Annotated in this window: 17 protein-coding genes and 1 pseudogene; 9 read left to right on the forward strand and 9 right to left on the reverse strand. The window is 71.4% G+C overall.

The window, feature by feature from the left end:
- The first annotated feature begins 6 nt into the window (after nucleotides 1–6).
- The 5 genes from tal to pgl are packed head-to-tail and all read left to right on the forward strand — an operon-like array spanning nucleotide 7 to nucleotide 6005.
- Nucleotides 7–1098: a transaldolase gene (gene tal, locus ACBJ59_RS33145; protein WP_375114130.1), complete on the forward strand. Its 1092-nt coding sequence runs from the start codon at nucleotides 7–9 to the stop codon at nucleotides 1096–1098.
- A complete protein-coding gene (locus ACBJ59_RS33150; RefSeq protein ID WP_375114175.1) occupies nucleotides 1098–2711 on the forward strand; it encodes a glucose-6-phosphate isomerase in 1614 nt (537 codons plus the stop codon). The genes tal and ACBJ59_RS33150 overlap by 1 nt, the downstream gene beginning before the upstream one ends.
- Nucleotide 2712: 1 nt before the next feature.
- On the forward strand, nucleotides 2713–4314 hold the full coding sequence (gene zwf, locus ACBJ59_RS33155; protein ID WP_364120309.1) for a glucose-6-phosphate dehydrogenase: 1602 nt from the start codon (nucleotides 2713–2715) through the stop codon (nucleotides 4312–4314).
- Nucleotides 4315–5229, forward strand: coding sequence for a glucose-6-phosphate dehydrogenase assembly protein OpcA (locus ACBJ59_RS33160; protein ID WP_375114131.1), 915 nt, complete (start codon nucleotides 4315–4317; stop codon nucleotides 5227–5229). It begins immediately after the preceding gene.
- A gap of 2 nt (nucleotides 5230–5231) precedes the next feature.
- Entirely contained in the window at nucleotides 5232–6005 is a 774-nt protein-coding gene (gene pgl / locus ACBJ59_RS33165) for a 6-phosphogluconolactonase (protein ID WP_375114132.1), read from the forward strand.
- Between the two features lie 43 nt (nucleotides 6006–6048).
- Here pgl and add read toward each other — a convergent pair whose 3' ends face one another.
- Nucleotides 6049–7068 (reverse strand): adenosine deaminase, encoded by a 1020-nt coding sequence (add, locus tag ACBJ59_RS33170; RefSeq protein WP_375114133.1) that lies wholly within the window; start codon nucleotides 7066–7068, stop codon nucleotides 6049–6051.
- Between the two features lie 99 nt (nucleotides 7069–7167).
- Between add and ACBJ59_RS33175 the strand changes: the two genes are divergently transcribed.
- Complete coding sequence (locus tag ACBJ59_RS33175) at nucleotides 7168–7926, forward strand: class I SAM-dependent methyltransferase (RefSeq protein ID WP_375114134.1); 759 nt, start codon at nucleotides 7168–7170, stop codon at nucleotides 7924–7926.
- Here ACBJ59_RS33175 and ACBJ59_RS33180 read toward each other — a convergent pair.
- The 3 genes from ACBJ59_RS33180 to ACBJ59_RS33190 are packed head-to-tail and all read right to left on the reverse strand — an operon-like array spanning nucleotide 7907 to nucleotide 10161.
- Nucleotides 7907–8479, reverse strand: a complete 573-nt coding sequence (locus ACBJ59_RS33180) for a TetR/AcrR family transcriptional regulator (RefSeq protein ID WP_375114135.1) — start codon at nucleotides 8477–8479, stop codon at nucleotides 7907–7909. The genes ACBJ59_RS33175 and ACBJ59_RS33180 overlap by 20 nt on opposite strands.
- 11 nt (nucleotides 8480–8490) lie before the next feature.
- A complete protein-coding gene (locus ACBJ59_RS33185) occupies nucleotides 8491–9360 on the reverse strand; it encodes an oxidoreductase (RefSeq protein WP_375114136.1) in 870 nt (289 codons plus the stop codon).
- Nucleotides 9361–9396: 36 nt separating this feature from the next.
- Entirely contained in the window at nucleotides 9397–10161 is a 765-nt protein-coding gene (locus ACBJ59_RS33190) for a hypothetical protein (protein ID WP_375114137.1), read from the reverse strand.
- A gap of 73 nt (nucleotides 10162–10234) precedes the next feature.
- Between ACBJ59_RS33190 and ACBJ59_RS33195 the strand changes: the two are divergent.
- A pseudogene (locus ACBJ59_RS33195) lies at nucleotides 10235–10651 on the forward strand (Clp protease N-terminal domain-containing protein); the annotation flags it as partial.
- A 190-nt stretch (nucleotides 10652–10841) separates the two neighbouring features.
- Here ACBJ59_RS33195 and ACBJ59_RS33200 read toward each other — a convergent pair.
- Complete coding sequence (locus tag ACBJ59_RS33200) at nucleotides 10842–11864, reverse strand: GNAT family N-acetyltransferase (RefSeq protein WP_375114138.1); 1023 nt, start codon at nucleotides 11862–11864, stop codon at nucleotides 10842–10844.
- A gap of 108 nt (nucleotides 11865–11972) precedes the next feature.
- On the opposite strand from ACBJ59_RS33200, the gene ACBJ59_RS33205 reads away from it, so the two are divergent.
- Together ACBJ59_RS33205 and ACBJ59_RS33210 are read left to right on the forward strand one after the other, a co-directional pair.
- On the forward strand, nucleotides 11973–13349 hold the full coding sequence (locus ACBJ59_RS33205; RefSeq protein WP_375114139.1) for an NAD(P)/FAD-dependent oxidoreductase: 1377 nt from the start codon (nucleotides 11973–11975) through the stop codon (nucleotides 13347–13349).
- A gap of 43 nt (nucleotides 13350–13392) precedes the next feature.
- The gene (locus tag ACBJ59_RS33210) at nucleotides 13393–14994 is read left to right on the forward strand and encodes an amidohydrolase (RefSeq protein WP_375114140.1); all 1602 of its coding nucleotides are present in this window, start codon (nucleotides 13393–13395) and stop codon (nucleotides 14992–14994) included.
- Between the two features lie 54 nt (nucleotides 14995–15048).
- Here the strand turns inward: ACBJ59_RS33210 and ACBJ59_RS33215 are convergent, their stop codons facing one another.
- From ACBJ59_RS33215 to ACBJ59_RS33230, 4 genes are all read right to left on the reverse strand, one after another.
- Nucleotides 15049–15393, reverse strand: coding sequence for an RNA polymerase-binding protein RbpA (locus ACBJ59_RS33215; RefSeq protein WP_090942943.1), 345 nt, complete (start codon nucleotides 15391–15393; stop codon nucleotides 15049–15051).
- Nucleotides 15394–15468: 75 nt separating this feature from the next.
- Nucleotides 15469–15699, reverse strand: coding sequence for a preprotein translocase subunit SecG (gene secG, locus ACBJ59_RS33220; protein WP_090942947.1), 231 nt, complete (start codon nucleotides 15697–15699; stop codon nucleotides 15469–15471).
- 99 nt (nucleotides 15700–15798) lie between these two features.
- Nucleotides 15799–16578: a triose-phosphate isomerase gene (gene tpiA / locus ACBJ59_RS33225; protein WP_375114141.1), complete on the reverse strand. Its 780-nt coding sequence runs from the start codon at nucleotides 16576–16578 to the stop codon at nucleotides 15799–15801.
- 1 nt (nucleotide 16579) lies between these two features.
- A complete protein-coding gene (locus ACBJ59_RS33230; RefSeq protein ID WP_375114142.1) occupies nucleotides 16580–17767 on the reverse strand; it encodes a phosphoglycerate kinase in 1188 nt (395 codons plus the stop codon).
- Between the last annotated feature and the right edge of the window lie 7 nt (nucleotides 17768–17774).

Consider the following 17774-nt stretch of genomic DNA (forward strand, 5'->3'; position numbering starts at 1 on the left):
GAAAAGATGAGCGAGATCCTCAACAAGCTGTCCGGCCAGGGCGTGGCCATCTGGCTTGACGACATCAGCCGCGAGCGCCTGCGCAGCGGCAACCTGGAACAGCTGATCCGCGAGAAGAACGTCGTCGGGGTGACTTCCAACCCGACGATCTTCGCCAACGCGCTCAGCAAGGGCGACGCCTACGACGCCCAGCTCCACGACCTGGCCGTGCGCGGCGTCGACGTGGGCGAGGCCGTACGCGCGATCACCACCTACGACATCCGCTGGGCCGCCGACGTGCTGCGCCCGGTCTACGACGCCTCCGGCGGCGTGGACGGCCGCGTCTCGCTGGAGGTCGACCCGCGGCTGGCCCGCGAGAGCGAGAAGACGGTCGCCGAGGCCCGCTCGCTGTGGTGGATGGTGGACCGGCCCAACCTGTTCATCAAGATCCCGGCGACCCTGGAGGGCCTGCCCGCGATCACGCAGGCGCTGTCGGAGGGCATCAGCGTCAACGTCACGCTGATCTTCTCCCTCGAGCGCTACCGCGCCGTCATGGACGCCTGGCTGGCCGGGCTGGAGGCGGCGCAGGCCAAGGGCCTCAACCTGGCCACGATCGAGTCGGTGGCCTCGTTCTTCGTCAGCCGCGTCGACACCGAGATCGACAAGCGGCTCGACAAGCTGGGCAAGCCGGAGCTGAAGGGCAAGGCGGGCGTGGCCAACGCGCGCCTGGCGTACGCGGCGTTCGAGGACGTGATGAACTCCGAGCGCTGGCAGCGCCTGCGCGCGGCGGGCGCCCGCCCGCAGCGGCCGCTGTGGGCCTCGACCGGCGTCAAGAACCCCGAATACTCCGACACCCTCTACGTCGACCAGCTCGTCGCCCCCGGCACCGTCAACACGATGCCGGAGAAGACGCTCGACTCCACGGCCGACCACGCCAACATCACGGGCGACACCGTGCGCCCCTTCTACGAGCAGGCCTGGAACACCATGGCCGCGCTCAAGGAAGCCGGCGTCGACTACGACGACGTGGTCAAGGTGCTGGAGGACGAGGGCGTGGAGAAGTTCGAGGCGTCCTGGAACGAGCTGCTCGAGAGCGTCACCAAGAACCTGGTTCCGTGATGGAGGTCTCCTACCGCGAGGAGGGGGTGGCCTCGGCCGCCTCCTCCGTCGCGGGGCGCCTCATCGCCGACGGCGTGCCCGCGCGGCTCGCCGCCGGCGACCCCACGCTGTGGGGTGAGGACGCCGAGGCGGAGGCGGCGGTCAGGCTCGGCTGGCTGACCCTGCCCCGCTCCTCCCGCGAGCTCCTGCCCGTGCTGGGCGAGCTCGCCGGCCGGGCCCGCGCCGCGGGCCTGACGAACGTGGTCCTGGCCGGGATGGGCGGCTCGTCGCTGGCGGCGGAGGTCATCTGCAACACCGCCGACGTGCCGCTCACGGTGCTCGACACCACCGACCCGGGGCAGGCCCGCCGCGCCCTGACGGACCAGCTCGAATCCACGGTCGTGGTCGTGGCCAGCAAGAGCGGCTCGACCGTGGAGACCGACTGCCACCTGCGCGTCTACGAGCGGCTCTTCGCCGACGCGGGCCTGGCGCCCGCGAGCCGCATCGTGGTCGTCACCGACCCGGGCTCGCCGCTGGAGCGGCGGGCCGTGGACGGCGGCTACGAGCTGGTGCTCGCCGTGCCCGACGTGGGCGGCCGCTACGCGGCGCTGTCGGCGTTCGGGCTGGTGCCCGCCGCGCTGGCGGGCGCCGACGTGGAGCGGCTGCTCGACGAGGCGGACGAGGTGCTGCCGCTGCTGTCGCGCGACACCGGCAACCCGGGCCTCGACCTGGGGGCCGCGCTCGGCGGCGCGGCGCTGGCCGGCCGCGACAAGCTGGTGCTGGAGGACCAGCTCTCGCCCATCACCGGGCTGCCCGACTGGATCGAGCAGCTCGTCGCCGAGTCCACCGGCAAGCAGGGCAGGGGGATCCTGCCGGTCGTGGGCGCCGATCCCAACGAGAGCGGCGACGAGCTGATCGTCGCGATCGATTCGGACGTCGGGGACGTACGCGTGGACGGGCCGCTGGGCGCGCAGTTCCTGGTCTGGGAATACGCCACCGCCATCGTCGGGTCGCTGCTGGAGATCGACCCCTTCGACCAGCCGAACGTGGCCGAGTCGAAGGAGAACACCGCGACCCTGCTGGCCCTGCCCGACCTGCCGGCCGGCGCGCCGGCGTTCGTGGACGGCCCGGTCGAGGCGTACGGGTCGGCGACGGCCAAGGACCTGCCCGGGCTGTTCGCCGAGCTGCTGCACGCGATCCCGGGCGACGGTTACCTGGCGGTCCTGGCCTACCTCGACCGGCTGGCGGCCTTCGACGCTCCGGTGCCCGACGGGGCCGACTTCGAGCAGATGACGGACGCCTGGATGATGGCCGATCCGGCGACGTTGCGGGCCCTGCTCGCGCTGCGCACGAACCGGCCGGTGACGTTCGGGTGGGGGCCCCGCTATCTGCACTCGACCGGGCAATACCACAAGGGCGGGCCGCAGAACGGGGTGTTCCTGCTGATCACCGGGGAGGTTTCCGAGGACGTCGCCGTCCCCGGCGCCCCCTACTCGCTGGGCCGGCTCCAGCTCGCCCAGGCGCTCGGTGATCTGGGGGCGCTGGAAACCCGCGGGCGTCCGGCCGTACGCCTGCATCTGACCGACCGCGCGGCGGGAGTCGCGCGTTTGCTCGCAGCCGCACAGGAGGCTTGAGATGACTGACCCGGCAGCACCCGCGGAGGAGGCCGCCACCGTGGCGGCGGCCGTCGCGGGCACCTCCACCACCTTGGAAGTGGCGGCCGCCAACCCGCTGCGCGACCCGCGCGACAAGCGGTTGCCCCGGGTGGCGGGACCATGCGTGATGGTGTTGTTCGGCGTGACGGGTGACCTGGCCAAGCGCAAGCTGCTGCCGGCGATTTACGACCTGGGGAACCGGGGGCTGTTGCCACCCGGATTCTCGCTGGTCGGGTTCGCCCGGCGGGATTGGAAGGACCAGGATTTCGCCCAGCTGACGCACGACGCCGTCAAGGCTCATGCCCGGACTCCCTTCCGCGAGGAGGTCTGGAAGCAGATCCGCGAGGGCATCCACTTCGTGCCCGGCGAGTTCTCGGACGACGGGGCGTTCGACGCGCTGGCCATGGCCTTGGCTGAGATCGACGAGACCCGGGGCACCGGCGGAAACTACGCTTTCTACCTGTCGGTGCCGCCGAAGTTCTTCCCCGTGGTGGTGGAGCAGCTCAAGCGGACCGGGCTGGCCGACGCGCCCGAGGGGTCGTGGCGGCGGGTGGTCATCGAGAAGCCGTTCGGGCACGACCTGAAGTCGGCGCACGAGCTGAACGAGATCACCACCTCGGCCTTCCCCGAGAGCTCGATCTTCCGGATCGACCACTACCTGGGCAAGGAGACCGTCCAGAACATCATGGCCCTGAGGTTCGCCAACAACCTCTACGAGCCGATCTGGAACCGCAGCTTCGTCGACCACGTGCAGATCACCATGGCCGAGGACATCGGCATCGGGGGGCGCGCGGGCTACTACGACGGCATCGGCGCGGCCCGCGACGTGATCCAGAACCACCTGCTCCAGCTGCTCGCGCTGGTCGCGATGGAGGACCCGACGTCCTTCGACGCCTCCGCGCTGCGGCGGGAGAAGGAGAAGGTGCTCAAGGCCGTGCAGCTGCCGGCCAACCTGGGGCTCAACACGGCGCGCGGGCAATACTCGGCGGGCTGGCAGGGCGGCGAGAAGGTCGTCGGCTACCTGCAGGAGGACGGCATCTCCGCCGAGTCCACCACCGAGACGTACGCCGCCGTCAAGCTGGAGATCGCCAACCGGCGGTGGGCCGGGGTGCCGTTCTACCTGCGCGCCGGCAAGCGCCTGGGCCGCCGCGTCACCGAGGTGGCCGTGGTGTTCCAGCGGGCGCCGCACCTGCCCTTCAGCAAGGACGACACGGAGATCCTCGGCCAGAACGCCCTGGTGGTCCGGGTCCAGCCGGACGAGGGCATCACGGTGCGCTTCGGCTCGAAGGTGCCCGGGACGCAGATGGAGGTCCGCGACGTCTCCATGGACTTCGCCTACGGCGAGTCGTTCCTGGAGTCGTCGCCGGAGGCGTACGAGCGGCTGCTGCTCGACGTGATGATCGGCGACCCGCCGCTCTTCCCGCACCAGCGGGAGGTGGAGCTGTCGTGGAAGATCCTGGACCCGATCGAGGAGTTCTGGGCCACCCAGGGGCAGCCGGAGGGCTACGAGTCCGGTTCGTGGGGGCCGGAGTCCGCCGACGCGATGATGGCCCGCGACGGCCGCGTGTGGAGGAGGCTCTAGATGACGACCTTTATGCTCACCGACACCACGGCCGGGAAGATCGCCGCCCAGTTCACGCACCTGCGTCACCAGATGGGGGCGCCGGCCATCGGCATGGTGCTCACGCTCGTCGTGATCAGCGAGGAGCGCCACCAGTACGACGCGCTGCGCGCCGCCACCGAGGCGGCCCGCGAGCACCCGTCGCGCATCATCGTGGTGATCAAGCGCGAGGAGGACGAGCCCATCAGGCTCGACGCCGAGCTGCGGATCGGCGAGAACACGCCCGGCGAGGTGGTCGTGCTGCGCCTGTACGGCGAGCTCACCGAGCACGCCGACTCCGTGGTCAGCCCGCTGCTCCTGCCCGACACGCCGGTCGTGGCGTGGTGGCCGGGCTCGGCTCCCGACGTGCCGTCCAAGGACGCGATCGGGGCGCTGGCGCAGCGCCGCATCACCGACGCCAAGGGCTTCGACGACGGCGGCGTCAAGACGCTGGTGGTCCGGGCCAAGGGATACGCCCGCGGCGACACCGACCTGGCCTGGGCCCGGCTGACGCCGTGGCGCAGCCTGCTGGCGGCCGCGTTCGACCAGCCGGTGGGCAAGGTGCGCAAGGGCGTCGTGGAGGCCGCGGCGGGTCACCCGAGCGCGCCGCTGCTGGCCGCGTGGCTGTCGGAGCGGCTCGGGGCGCCGATCAGGGTCGCCGACTCGCAGGGGCCCGGCCTGACCTCCGTACGCCTGCAGCTCGGCGAGGGTGATCTGACGGTGACCAGGTCCGACGCCCGCCTGGCCACGCTCTCCCGCCCCGGCCAGCCCGACAGGAACGTGGCCCTGGCCCGGCGGCAGACCTCGGAGCTGCTGGCCGAGGAGCTGCGCAGGCTCGACACCGACGAGATCTACGAGGCCGCGGTCAAGCGGTTCGCCAGGACGTACAAGGGATGACAGTGAGCGTTCCCAGCATCGTCGTGCACCGCAACGCCGACGTCCTGGCCAAGGCCGTGGCGGCGCGGATCATCACCCGGCTGGTCGACGTGCAGTCGGCCAAGGGTTCGGCCTCGATCGTGCTGACGGGCGGCACGGTCGGCATCGCCACCCTGGCGGCCATCGCCGCCACGCCCGCCCGGGACGCCGTGGACTGGCGGCGCCTGGACGTCTGGTGGGGCGACGAGCGCTTCGTCCCCACCGGCGACAAGGAACGCAACGAGACCGGCGCCCGTGAGGCCCTGCTGGACCACGTGGACGTGGACCCGGAGCGGGTGCACGTCATGCGCGGCCCCGACTCGGGCATGTCGGCCGAGGAGTCGGCCGACGCCTACGCCACCGAGCTGCGCAAGGCCGCCCGGCCGGAGGACCACGGGCCGGTGCCGAACTTCGACGTGATGCTGCTCGGCATGGGCCCCGACTCCCACGTGGCCTCGCTCTTCCCGGGGATGCCCGCGCTCTACGACACGCGTCCGGTGGTGGCGGTGCACGGCTCGCCCAAGCCGCCGCCGACGCGCATCTCGCTGACGCTGCCGGCCATCCACGCCTCGCGCGAGGTGTGGGTGGTGGCGGCCGGTGAGGAGAAGTCGGGCGCGGTCCGGCTGGCCCTGTCGGACTCGGGTCCCGTACAGGTGCCGGCGGCGGGGGCGCGGGGCCGGGGGCGGACGTTGTTCCTGCTGGACCGGGCGGCGGCGAGCAAGATCCCGCCGGGCCTGGGCCGGATCGCGTCCCCCTGAGGTCTGCCAGCGTGGTCTCCGGGCGCCCGCGCGGGCCCGGCGGCTACGAGGCGGCGACCAGCGCGTCGATCTCCGCCTCCAGCATCCGCTTGCGCTCCTCTGCCAGGTAGGACGCCCGCACCCCGTTGCGCGCGAGCAGCGCCAGCTCCTCCTTCCCGAAGCCGAACACCCCGGCCGCCACCCGGTACTCCTCGGCCAGCGTCGTGGCGAACATCGGCGGGTCGTCGCTGTTCAGCGTGACGTACAGGCCCTCCTCCAGCATCCGGGGCAGCGGGTGGTCCTCGATGCGGGAGATCTGGCCGGTGCACAGGTTGGAGGTCGGGCACACGTCCAGCGGGAGCTGGGTCTCGCGCAGGTGGGCCACCAGGCGGGGGTCGGACAGGCAGTTGATGCCGTGGCCGATGCGCTCGGCGCCGTAGCCGTCGATGACCTCCCAGATCGTCTCCGGGCCGGACATCTCCCCGCCGTGCGGGACGCTGTGCAGGCCCGCCGCCCGGGCGGCCGAGAACGCCGAACGGTAGGCGTCCCGATATTTCGGGCGCTCTTGCTCGATCCCGCCGATGCCGAAACCTACCAGCGCGGCGGGAGGTTCCTGGAGGGCGTGCTCCAGGGTGATCTTCGCGGCCTCCTCGCCGTACTCGCCGGGGATGTCGAAGATGTAGGCCATCTCGACGCCGTGGTCGGCCAGCGAGCGGCGGGCGGCCAGGTCCAGGGCCTCGGTGACCTCGCGCATGGGCATGCCGACGATGTGGTGGGCGTACGGCGTGACCTGCAGCTCCACGTAGCGGGCTCCCTGCGGGGCGAGGTCGCGGGCCAGCCCGAGCACGAGGGTCGCCACGTCCTCCGGCTCGCGGACCAGCGCGTTGACGGCCCGGTACACCCGGGCGAAGTGCGGGAAGTCGGTGAAGGTGTAGAAGCGGCGCAGCTCCTCCTCCGTGGTGGGCACCTCGGTGCCGGGGTGGCGGCGCGACAGTTCCAGCACGGTGGGTACCGAGGCCGAGCCCACCAGGTGCACGTGGAGCTCGACCTTGGGGAGGGCGTCGATGAAGGCGTCGATGGTCATGCGGATGACATTAGGGGCGACATTTCCCGAAAAAACAGCCTTTAGGGGGAAATCTCACATCAGAATGTGAGGTTCGGCGGCTGGGCTAGGCTGGGCCGCGTGACCAACGCCGAAGCGTACGATCGCGGCTTCGCCCACCTCAGCTCCCACACCGTCGGTCCCCTCCTCGCCTCGGCCTGCCAGGTCCGCGCCCCCCGCCTGCTCGACGTGGGCTGCGGCACCGGAGTGGTGACGGCGGCGGCGCTCGCGGTGGGCGCCGAGGTCACCGCCGTGGACGCCGATCCCGGCATGCTGGAGCTGGCCTCCCGGCGCCACCCGTACGCGACCGTCCGGCTGGCCGCGCTGCCCGACCTCCCGTTCGAGGACGGGCAGTTCGACGCGATAGCCGGAAATTTCGTCATCAATCATGTGCCCGACGCCGCCGCGGCGCTCAGGGAGTTGCACCGCGTGCTGCGTCCGGGCGGGGCGCTCGCCCTGACCTGGTGGAAGTCCGACGAGATGACCGCCACGAACGTCTTCACCGAGGCCATCGCCGCCGCCCGCGTCCCCTACGACCCCCCGGCCCGCCCCTTCACCTCCCACGACACCCCGCGGCGCTTCACCGCCCTGCTGGCGGGCGCCGGCTTCGCCGGGGCGGCCGTGGAGACCGTCAGGTGGCGTCACCGGGTGGATCTCGCGACCTGGTGGACGGACATCGTGCAGGCGGGCGGGCCCCGGTTCGCGATGATCGCCGGCCAGCCGCCGGAGACGGTCGAGCGCATCAGGGGCCACTATCTCCGGCTCGCGGAGCCGTACGCGGGAGAGGGTTTTCCCGTCTGTGCCTACCTGGCCCGGGCGACTAGCCCGCCCAGTCCCTGACCACCGGCATGAGCACGCCGTCCACCGACTCCTCGACGAACGCCGCCTCGAACGGCGGCCCCGCGAAGATCATGCGGTGCCACACCAGCGCCTCGGCCAGCCCGAACAGGCGCCCGGGATCGACCGGCCCGGCCAGCTCGCCGCGCTTGACGGCGCGCTCCAGCAGCGCCCGCACGTCGCCGAGGTTCTTCGCCGGCATGTGGGCGCGCAGCGTGCGGGCCAGCTCCTGGTTGGACACCAGCGTCGAGGACAGCCCGATGACGAGCGTGTGCTTGCGCTCCACCGCCTCGCACAGGCCACGGAAGATCGAGGCCAGGTCGCCGCGCAGCGAGCCGGTGTCCTCGCCGGGCGGCGCGTCCGTGTCGAAGCGCCGGCAGATGACGTCGACCACCAGCTCGGGCTTGCCCGCCCAGCGCCGGTAGATGGTGGCCTTGCTGGCCCTGGCCCGCTTGGCGATCTGGTCGACCGTCATGCGGTCGTAGCCGACCTCGGACAGCAGCTCCATCGTGGCGTCGAGAATGGCCCTGTCACGCTCAGGGTCGAGTGGAGCCACGTGCACGTCCTTCAGAGATTGGCGAACTTCTCGAATCGTACGCCCGTCAGCTCGCTGGACACGTCCCACAGCCGTGCGGCGGTCGTTTCCGACCGGGCCGCCTGCGACGGCTCCAGCAGCTTGGCCTTGGGCCCGAAATACTCGCCGCCCCGCACGTCGGGCGAGGTGGCGGCGTAGAGCGAGGGCACGGCGCCGGCCTCGGCCGACTGCAGGAACACGCCCAGGAGCGGCTGGAACGGCCCCAGCTTGACGATCCGCGTGGCCGTCATGCCGGGGTGGGTCGCCATGCTCTTCAGGTCGATCCCCGCCTTCGTGGCCCGCCGCTGCAGCTCCAGCGTGAACAGCAGGTTGGCGAGCTTGGAGCGCCCGTAGGCGGACATGCGGCCGTAGCCGCGTTCCAGGTCCAGGTTGTCGAAGTCGATCCGGCCGACCGAGTGGGCGTCGCTGGACACGGTCACGACCCGGGCGCCGGGCCTGGCGACCAGCAGCGGCAGCAGCAGGCCCGTGAGCGCGAAGTGCCCCAGGTGGTTGGTGCCGAACTGCAGCTCGAAGCCGTCCTTGGTCTCCCGCCTCGGGACCATGCCGATGCCGGCGTTGTTGATCAGCAGGTCCACCTTGTCCACGCCCTCGGCGAACCGCCTGACCGAGTCCAGGTCGGCCAGATCGAGCCGCCCGTACTCCACCTGGGCGCCCGGCACCTCCCGCAGGATCCGCGCGACCGCCTCGCCGCCCTTCTCCGGGTCGCGCGCCGCCACGACGACGTGCGCGCCGTGCCGGGCCAGCTCCAGCGCGGTGGGCAGGCCGATGCCGCTGTTGGCGCCGGTCACGATGGCGGTCTTGCCGGTCTGGTCGGGCATGGAGGCGGGGGTCCAGGTCGTCATCGCAACTCCTAAGTGTACGAAACCGTTTCGTACACCCTACCGCTCCAGACGCTGCCGCGCGTGCCGTTCCTCCCGCCGCGTCACCTCCAGCCGCTGCCGGCTGTCCTCGAGCCTCTTGCGCGCCTTGGCCAGCTTCCCCTCCAGCCGCTTCACCTTCTCCGCGCGCTCGTCGTGCTCCTTCTCGGCCGCGTCCAGCGCCTGGCGCCATTCCCGGTGCGCCGCCTCGTCCTCCGCGCGCTCCTCGGCCTTCCTCGCCTCGGCCTCCTCGCGCTGCCTGGCCTCGGCGGCCTCGTCCTCCGGCGTCTTCCGCTTCCGCGCGGCCGGCCGCTCGCGCGGGATGGGGGCGGGCGCGAAACCGCTGTAGTGCAGGGGCTTGGCCAGGCGCCCGCGGCGCACCTCCGCGGCCGCGTCGGCGTCCACGAGGGCGGCGTCCAGGGTCTGGTCCACCTCGGTCCCCGCCGCGGGCGACAGGCCGGCCGCCTGCCTGGCGAGCCTGCCGACCTTCCCGGTCACCTCGGCCCGGCGCTGGGTCAGCGCGGCCAGCTCGTCGGCGTCCTGCTCCGCCCAGGCCGCGCGCAGCCGCTCCCCCACCTCCAGCAGCTCGGCCAGCTCGTCGGGATGCTCGCGGGAGAGCCGGTTCACCGCCCAGGCGGACACCGTCGGCCTGCGAAGTTTCGCGATGTCACGCGAGAGCCCCGCCTCGCCCGCGTCCTTGGCCGCGCGGGCCTCCGCCGTACGCGCGGCGGTGAACTCGGACGGCGGCAACGCGTACAGCCGGTCCGCCACCTCGTCAAGATCCACACAGGACAAATACCCCACATCACCGGCTTTGTAGCGCATAGTGGAGGCAGCCCCAGCCGAACGGAGGCCCCCGGTGTTCGAACGCTTCACCGACCGTGCGCGCAGGGTCGTCGTCCTCGCCCAGGAGGAGGCGCGGATGATGAACCACAACTACATCGGCACGGAGCACCTATTGCTCGGCCTCATCCACGAGGGCGAGGGACTGGCCGCGCTGGTGCTCGACAGTTGCGGCGTGGAGCTCGGCCACGTACGCGCGTTCGTCGAGCGCGAGGTCGGCCGCGGCGGCAAAGCGCCCGGGGAGCACATCCCGTTCACGCCGCGGGCCAAGAAGGTCCTGGAGCTGTCGCTGCGCGAGGCGCTGCAGCTGCGCCACAACTACATCGGCACCGAGCACATCCTGCTCGGGCTGATCAGGGAGGGCGAGGGGCTGGCCGCCCAGGGGCTCGCGGACGCCGGGGCGGAGCTGGCGGACGTACGCCAGCGCGTGCTGGACCGCGTGGGCCGCGGCCCCAAGGAACGCCCCGCCGAGATGTTCTTCGCCGGCGGCTCCATGCTGGGCGAGCGGCTCACGCAGATCCAGGAGAGCCTGGAGCGCATCGAACGCCACCTGGGCATCCGGCGGGACCCGGATGCCGGCAAGACAGGCGACGACGAGGCGGGCCTGGGCTGAGCCTGGGATCCTAGGCCGGGGCCATCGTGCCGACCGGCAGCCGCGCCTCCACGACGCCGGGGTCCTCGGTGTAGCTGAGCGTGGCGCCCAGGGAGATCAGCAGCCTGCGCATCTTCGCGTTGTCGGACAGCATGGTGGCCCTGACCTCGGCGTAGCCGAGATCGCGGGCCGCCCGCACCAGCATCCGCGCCATCGCCGTGCCCAGACCGCGCCCCTGCCAGCGGTCCTCGACCAGGAATGCCATCTCCGCGATGCCGGGATCCGGGGTGAACATGAGGTTGGCCATCGCCACGACCTGCCCGTCGTGCCCGGCGACCAGCGAGTATCCCCTGCTGCGGTCGCAGAGCCGGTCGAACATGCGGGGCGGCAGCGCGGGCATCGAGGTGAAGTAGCGGAACCTGCGCGACTCCGGCGAGCACCGGTCGTGCAGGTCGCGCACGGCCTCGCGGTAGATGGAGGTGAGCGGGCGCACGGTGACCTCGGCCCCGTCGGCGAGCTTGACCCCGCGCTCGCCGCCGGCCTGCTCGGTGGCGGGCTGGGCGAGCCTGGCGAAGGAGGCCGCCCTGGCCGCCTCGGTCAGCGTGAACGGCAGCTCGGCGCGGCGCAGCCGGACCGCGCGCCTGGGCGCGACCGGCACGACGAGCTGGGTCGGGTCGGGAAGATCACTCACCGCTTCACCATAGATCCACCGGGCGTCGTCCGCGCGCAGCAGCTCGGCCAGCAGCTCGGGCAGCCGCCACGGCATCGAGCGCAGCCTGGAGGCCAGCAGCAGCGCCCTGGTGGGCTCGTCGGTCAGCTCGTGGGCGGTGGCGGGCACCACCTGGACCCGGCGGCCACCGGCCGCCTCCAGAGCCTCGCGCACGGTCTCGGGACTGGCCGGGATGTCGGCGACGAACTCGTCGACGGTGCCGTCGGTGTCGGACTGTACGCTCAGGCCGAGGATGTTGCCGCCCCTGGCCGCCAGGGCCGCGGCCAGCGAGGCCAGCCGGCCGGGTCGCTCGTCCACCGTGGTGCGGATGCGCAAGAATCCCATGCACACGAGCATGCCGGGCGGCTGTTACACGGTCGCTAACGATGTGTTTCATTGCGTATTTCGTCGCGAGATGCGCCGACTTATCCCGATATAGGAGGATATGTCGCCATGAGCGTGCGTGCCCCTTTGTCGTCCGGGTTCGTGAACGGCGACGTCTCCTTCTGGTACCGGTCCTCCGGCGTACCCTCCCCCGGCCACCGGCTCGGCGGCGACCTCCAGGCCGACGTGGCCATCGTCGGCGCCGGCTACACGGGCCTGTGGACCGCGTACTACCTCAAGCGGGCCCGCCCGTCCCTGAGCGTGGTGGTGCTGGAGCAGGAGTTCGCCGGGTTCGGCGCGTCCGGGCGCAACGGCGGCTGGCTGACCGGCGACCTGGCCGGCTCGCACGAGCGGTACGGGGAGGGCGCCCGGCGGCTGCAGCGCGAGATGTACGCCTCGATCGACGAGGTCATCGCGGTCTGCGAGAAGGAGTCCATCGACTGCGACCTGGTCAAGGGCGGCGTCCTGAACGTGGCCCGCACCCCCGCCCAGGCGGCCCGGCTGCGCGAGACGGTGGCCTCCGCCCGCTCCTGGGGCATCCTGGAGCCCGATTTGCGCCTGGTGGACCCCTCGGAGCACGTACGCGTCTCCGGGGCCCTCACGGCCTCCTGGAGCCCCCACTGCGCGCGCATCCAGCCCGCCAAGCTGGCCCAGGGCCTGGCCAGGGCGGTACGCGACCTCGGCGTGCCCATCTACGAGCGCACCCCGGTCACCGAGATCGCCCCGCACCGGGCGGTCACCCCGTACGGCACGGTGTCGGCGGGCCATGTGATCCGCGCGACCGAGGGCTTCACCGCCCTCCTGCGCGGCCTGCGCCGCCAGTGGCTCCCGATGAACAGCTCAATGATCGTCACCGAGCCCCTCCCCGCCTCCTTCTGGGACGAGGTCGGCTGGCAGGGCGCCGAGCTGCTCGGCGACATGGCCCACTACTACATGTACGCCCAGCGCACCGCCGACGACCGCATCGCCTTCGGCGGGCGCGGCCGCCCGTACCTGTACGGCTCCAGGGTCGACGCGCGCGGCCACACCCACGAGTGGACCGTCGAGGCCCTGTGGCGGCTGCTGACCGACTTCTTCCCCGCCGCCCGCTCCTCCTCGATCGCGCACGCCTGGTCGGGCGTGCTGGGCGTGCCGCGCGACTGGTGCTCGACCGTCCACGTGGACCGTGCCACGGGCCTGGGCTGGGCGGGCGGCTACACCGGCCACGGCGTGACCACCACGAACCTGGCCGGCCGCACGCTGCGCGACCTGATCCTCGGCGAGGAGACGGAGCTGACCGCGCTGCCGTGGGTGGGCCGCCGGGTGCGCTCCTGGGAGCCGGAGCCGCTGCGCTGGGTGGGCGTGCACGCGATGTACCGGCTCTACCGGATGGCCGACCACCGCGAGCGCACGATGCCGCGCACCTCGGTCCTGGCCCGCTTCGCCGACCTCATCACCGGTCACTGAGCAGGAGCGGGAAGATAGAGCGATCGAGAAAGGGAGACCCCCCATGAACATCCTCTTCCGAGGGGGCCGCGCCTTCACCCCGAAGGGCGTTCTGGCCGAGGCCGTGCTGGTGCGTGACGGCGTGATCGCCGCCGTGGGACCGGAGGGGGACCTGTCGCGGCAGGCCCACGAGACGGTCGATCTGGACGGCGGTCTGCTGGTGCCGGGTTTCACGGACGCGCACATCCATCCCGTGCAGGCGGGCCTGGAACGAGCAAAGTGCGATTTGTCAGAGGTTTTCGGGCTTGAGGCGTACGTAGAAAAGATCGCAGACTACGCGGCGAACAATCCTGATAAAGAGTGGATTGATGGCGGCGGCTGGGACATGTCGGCATTTCCTGGCGGCCTTCCCCACCGTGACCAGATCGACTTCCTCGACCGCCCCGCCTACCTGATCCAGCGCGACCACCACGCCGCCTGGGTCAACGGCCGCGCGCTCGAACGGGCCGGCATCACCCGCGACACCCCCGACCCCGCCGACGGCCGCATCGAGCGCGACGCCGCCGGAGAGCCGACCGGTGTCCTGCACGAGGGCGCGATGGACCTCGTCGGCCTGCTCACCCCCCGCCCGGCCGCCCAGGACCTGGAGGACGCGCTGGCGGAGGCGGAGCGGCACCTGTTCTCGCTGGGCATCACCGGCTGGCAGGACGCCATCGTGGGCTCCTACGCGGGCTCGGACGACCAGTTGCCCACCTACCTGGCGGCGGCCCGCTCAGGACGGCTCCGGGCGCGCGTGGTGGGGGCACTGTGGTGGGACCGGACGCGGGGGCTGGACCAGGTGGAGGACCTGCTGGCGCGCCGGGCCGCCGCCGAGGGGCTCGACCGCTTCCGCGCCGGCTCGGTCAAGATCATGCAGGACGGCATCACGGAGAACTTCACGGCCGCGACGCTGGAGCCGTACTGCCTGTGCGGGGGCACGGGGTTGTCGTACGTGGATCCGGACAAGCTCCGGGAATACGTCGCCGAGCTGGACCGGCACGGCTTCCAGGTGCACTTCCACGCCATCGGCGAGCGGGCCGTGCGCGAGGCCCTGGACAGCTTCGAGGGCACCGATCCGGCCAACCGGCACCACATCGCCCACCTGCAGATCATCGAGCCCTCCGACGTGCCGCGCTTCGCCGCGCTGGGCGTCACGGCCAACCTGCAGCCGCTGTGGGCCACGCACCACGCGCAGATGGACGAGCTGACGCTGCCGTACCTGGGCGAGCCGCGCTCGTCGTGGCAATACCCGTTCGCCGACCTGCTGGCGCACGGCACCCGGTTCTGCGCGGGCAGCGACTGGCCGGTCTCCAACGCCGACCCGCTGCAGGGCATGCACGTGGCGGTCAACCGCACCGAGCCGGGCAGCTCCGTGCACGCGGACTACCCGACGGCGCAGACCCCGTTCCTGCCCGGCCAGCGCCTCGACCTGGCCACGGCCATGACCGCGTACACCGCCGGCTCGGCCTGGATCAACCGCTCCCCGGCCGGCGTCATCGAGCCGGGCCGCCCGGCCGACCTGGTGGTGCTGGACCGCGACCCGTTCGAGCTCCCGCCGGGCGAGATCTGGACGACGCGGGTGCGGATGACGTTCGTGGACGGCGTGGCCGTCCACGAGAGCCGCTAGCAGCACGCCGAAGGGGCCCGGGAAGCTGCTTCCCGGGCCCCTTCGTCATGACCACTACCAGGGGGACTTGTTGTTGCGCAGGCGCTCCAGTGCCTCCTCGAGGATCGCCTTGCCGTCCTTGTCGCTCCGGCGCTCCTTCACGTAGGCCAGGTGCGTCTTGTACGGCTCATTCTTGGGCGGGGCAGGCGGGGCCTCCTCGTCCTGTCCGGCTGGGAGGCCACAACGTGGGCAGTCCCACAGCTCGGGGACCGCCGCGTCGCTGGCGAAACTGGGGCGCGTCTCGTGCATGTTGGCGCACCAGAACGAGACCCGCACTCTCGGAGCCGCCTCGCCGCGCTCGGCCTCCCCCATCGGGCCGGCGCCGACTCGGCTGCCACGGATCGCGTTGCCACTACCCACGGATGAACTCCTCGCTCGATCGCCCCGCGTACAGACACGGGGGGAGAATCACTGTCACGCGTTAACTTCTGTTGCTCAGGGCCTCATGAGCAGGCCGAGAGCGATGATGCAGACGAACCAGACGGTGCCCGTGATGACGGTCAGCCGGTCGAGGTTGCGCTCCACCACCGAGGAACCACCGAAGTTCGACGAGAAACCGCCGCCGAACATGTCAGACAGGCCGCCACCCTTGCCCTTGTGGAGCAGGACGAGCAGGATCATGAGGCCGCTCGCCAGGATGAGGGCGATGGAGATTCCGATTTCCACGGTATGCCTGTTCCTTCAGTGCTCTGTTACGCGTGACGATTCAAACTTGCCTCTTGAGGGTACGACCTGATGTCAAGTCGCACCCCCAGAACGACTCAGTTAGCCTGGCATATCGGAGAATCGGCAGATCTTCGCGAACTCCCCGGCGTCGATGCTGGCACCGCCCACGAGCGCGCCGTCGACATCGGGCTGAGCCATGATCCCTGCGATATTGCCTGACTTGACCGAGCCTCCGTAAAGGATACGGATCCCCGAGGCCACTTCGGCGTCGTAGAGCTCAGCGAGTCTGACTCGCAACACTCCGCAGACTTCCTGGGCGTCCTCGGGGGTGGCCACCTCGCCGGTGCCGATCGCCCACACCGGTTCGTAGGCCACCACTATCGATTTTGCCTGCTCGGCGGTGATTTTGCGCAGCGCCCCGTCGAGTTGGCCGAGACAGTGCGCGATGTGACCGTTCTCTTGACGCACCAGCAGGCCCTCTCCCACGCACAGGATGGGGGTCAGCGAGTGCCGGTAGGCGGTCTGCACCTTGGCGTTGATCAGGTCGTCGTCCTCGCCGTGGTATTGGCGGCGCTCCGAGTGGCCGATCGTCACGTAGATGCAGCCGAGCTTGGCCAGCATGGCGCCCGACACCTCACCGGTGTAGGCGCCGCCGTCGTGCTGGGACAGGTCCTGGGCGCCGTACACGATCCTGAGCTTGTCGCCGTCGACCAGGGTCTGGACGCTGCGCAGGTCGGTGAACGGCGGCAGGACGGCCACCTCGACCTTGTCGAAGTCCTTGTCGTTGAGTGCGAAGGCCAGCTTCTGGACCAGCGCGATGGCCTCGAAGTGGTTGAGGTTCATCTTCCAGTTGCCGGCGATGAGCGGCTTCCGCTGCAACTCAGTCCTCCAGGGCCGCGAGTCCGGGAAGGGTCTTGCCCTCGAGGTATTCGAGGCTGGCCCCACCACCGGTGGAAATGTGAGAGAAACCGTCCTCCGGCAGGCCCAGCTTACGCACGGCCGCCGCCGAGTCGCCGCCGCCGACCACGGTGAAGGCGTCGGACGAGATCAGCGCCTCGGCCACCGCCCTGGTGCCGCCGGAGAACGCGTCGAACTCGAACACGCCCATCGGCCCGTTCCAGAAGACGGTCCTGGCGTCGGCCAGCTTGGCGGCGAACAGCTCGCGGGTCGCGGGCCCGATGTCGAGCCCCTCCCGGTCGGCCGGGATGGCCGTGGCCTCGACCACGTCGTGCTTCGCGTCGGCCGCGAACGTGACCGCCGCCAGCACGTCCACGGGCAGCACGAGCTCCACCCCGCGCTCGACGGCCTGCTCGAGGAAGCCGCGCACCTGGTCGAGCTGGTCTTCCTGGAGCAGCGACTTGCCCACCTCGTGGCCCTGGGCCTTGAGGAAGGTGTAGGCCATGCCGCCGCCGATCAGCAGCCGGTCGACCTTGGTCAGCAGGTTGGCGATGACGCCGAGCTTGTCGGAGACCTTGGCGCCGCCCAGCACCACCACGTAGGGGCGCTCGGTGTCCTCGGTCAGCTTCCTCAGCACCTCGACCTCGGCCTCGACCAGCCCGCCCGCCGCGTGCGGCAGCAGCTCGGGCACGTCGTAGACGCTGGCGTGCTTGCGGTGCACCGCGCCGAAGCCGTCGCCCACGTACAGCTCGGCCAGCCCGGCCAGCCGCCGCGCGAACGCGCCGCGCTCGGCGTCGTCCTTGGACTCCTCGCCCGGCTCGTAGCGCAGGTTCTCCAGCAGGGCCACCTGGCCCTCCTGGAGCGAGTCAACCGTGCTCGTCGCGCTGTCGCCGACCACGTCGGTGGCGAAGGCCACGTCCTGGCCGAGCAGCTCGCCAAGGCGCGCCGCCACGGGCCTGAGCGAGTATTTCGGGTCGGCCTGGCCCTTCGGCCTGCCCAGGTGGGCGCAGACGACGACCTTCGCGCCCCTGCCGACCAGGGTCTTGATCGTCGGAACCGACGCCCGGATGCGGCCGTCGTCGGTGATCGTCTCCCCGTCGAGGGGGACGTTGAGGTCGGCGCGCACGAGCACGCGCCGCCCCTTCACGTCGAGATCGTCGAGCGTGCGCATGCTCATG

The organism is Nonomuraea sp. MTCD27 (genome assembly GCF_041950495.1).
Lineage (GTDB): Bacteria > Actinomycetota > Actinomycetes > Streptosporangiales > Streptosporangiaceae > Nonomuraea.

Excerpts from the sequence above, each read along its gene's own strand:
- ACBJ59_RS33210 (WP_375114140.1), top strand. The coding sequence starts at position 13,393 with ATGAACATCCTCTTCCGAGGGGGCCGCGCCTTCACCCCGAAGGGCGTT.
- ACBJ59_RS33185 (WP_375114136.1), bottom strand. The coding sequence starts at position 9,360 with ATGACGACCTGGACCCCCGCCTCCATGCCCGACCAGACCGGCAAGACC.
- add (WP_375114133.1), bottom strand. The coding sequence starts at position 7,068 with ATGACCATCGACGCCTTCATCGACGCCCTCCCCAAGGTCGAGCTCCAC.
- zwf (WP_364120309.1), top strand. The coding sequence starts at position 2,713 with ATGACTGACCCGGCAGCACCCGCGGAGGAGGCCGCCACCGTGGCGGCG.
- ACBJ59_RS33150 (WP_375114175.1), top strand. The coding sequence starts at position 1,098 with ATGGAGGTCTCCTACCGCGAGGAGGGGGTGGCCTCGGCCGCCTCCTCC.
- tal (WP_375114130.1), top strand. The coding sequence starts at position 7 with ATGAGCGAGATCCTCAACAAGCTGTCCGGCCAGGGCGTGGCCATCTGG.
- ACBJ59_RS33160 (WP_375114131.1), top strand. The coding sequence starts at position 4,315 with ATGACGACCTTTATGCTCACCGACACCACGGCCGGGAAGATCGCCGCC.
- ACBJ59_RS33200 (WP_375114138.1), bottom strand. The coding sequence starts at position 11,864 with ATGGGATTCTTGCGCATCCGCACCACGGTGGACGAGCGACCCGGCCGG.
- ACBJ59_RS33230 (WP_375114142.1), bottom strand. The coding sequence starts at position 17,767 with ATGCGCACGCTCGACGATCTCGACGTGAAGGGGCGGCGCGTGCTCGTG.
- ACBJ59_RS33205 (WP_375114139.1), top strand. The coding sequence starts at position 11,973 with ATGAGCGTGCGTGCCCCTTTGTCGTCCGGGTTCGTGAACGGCGACGTC.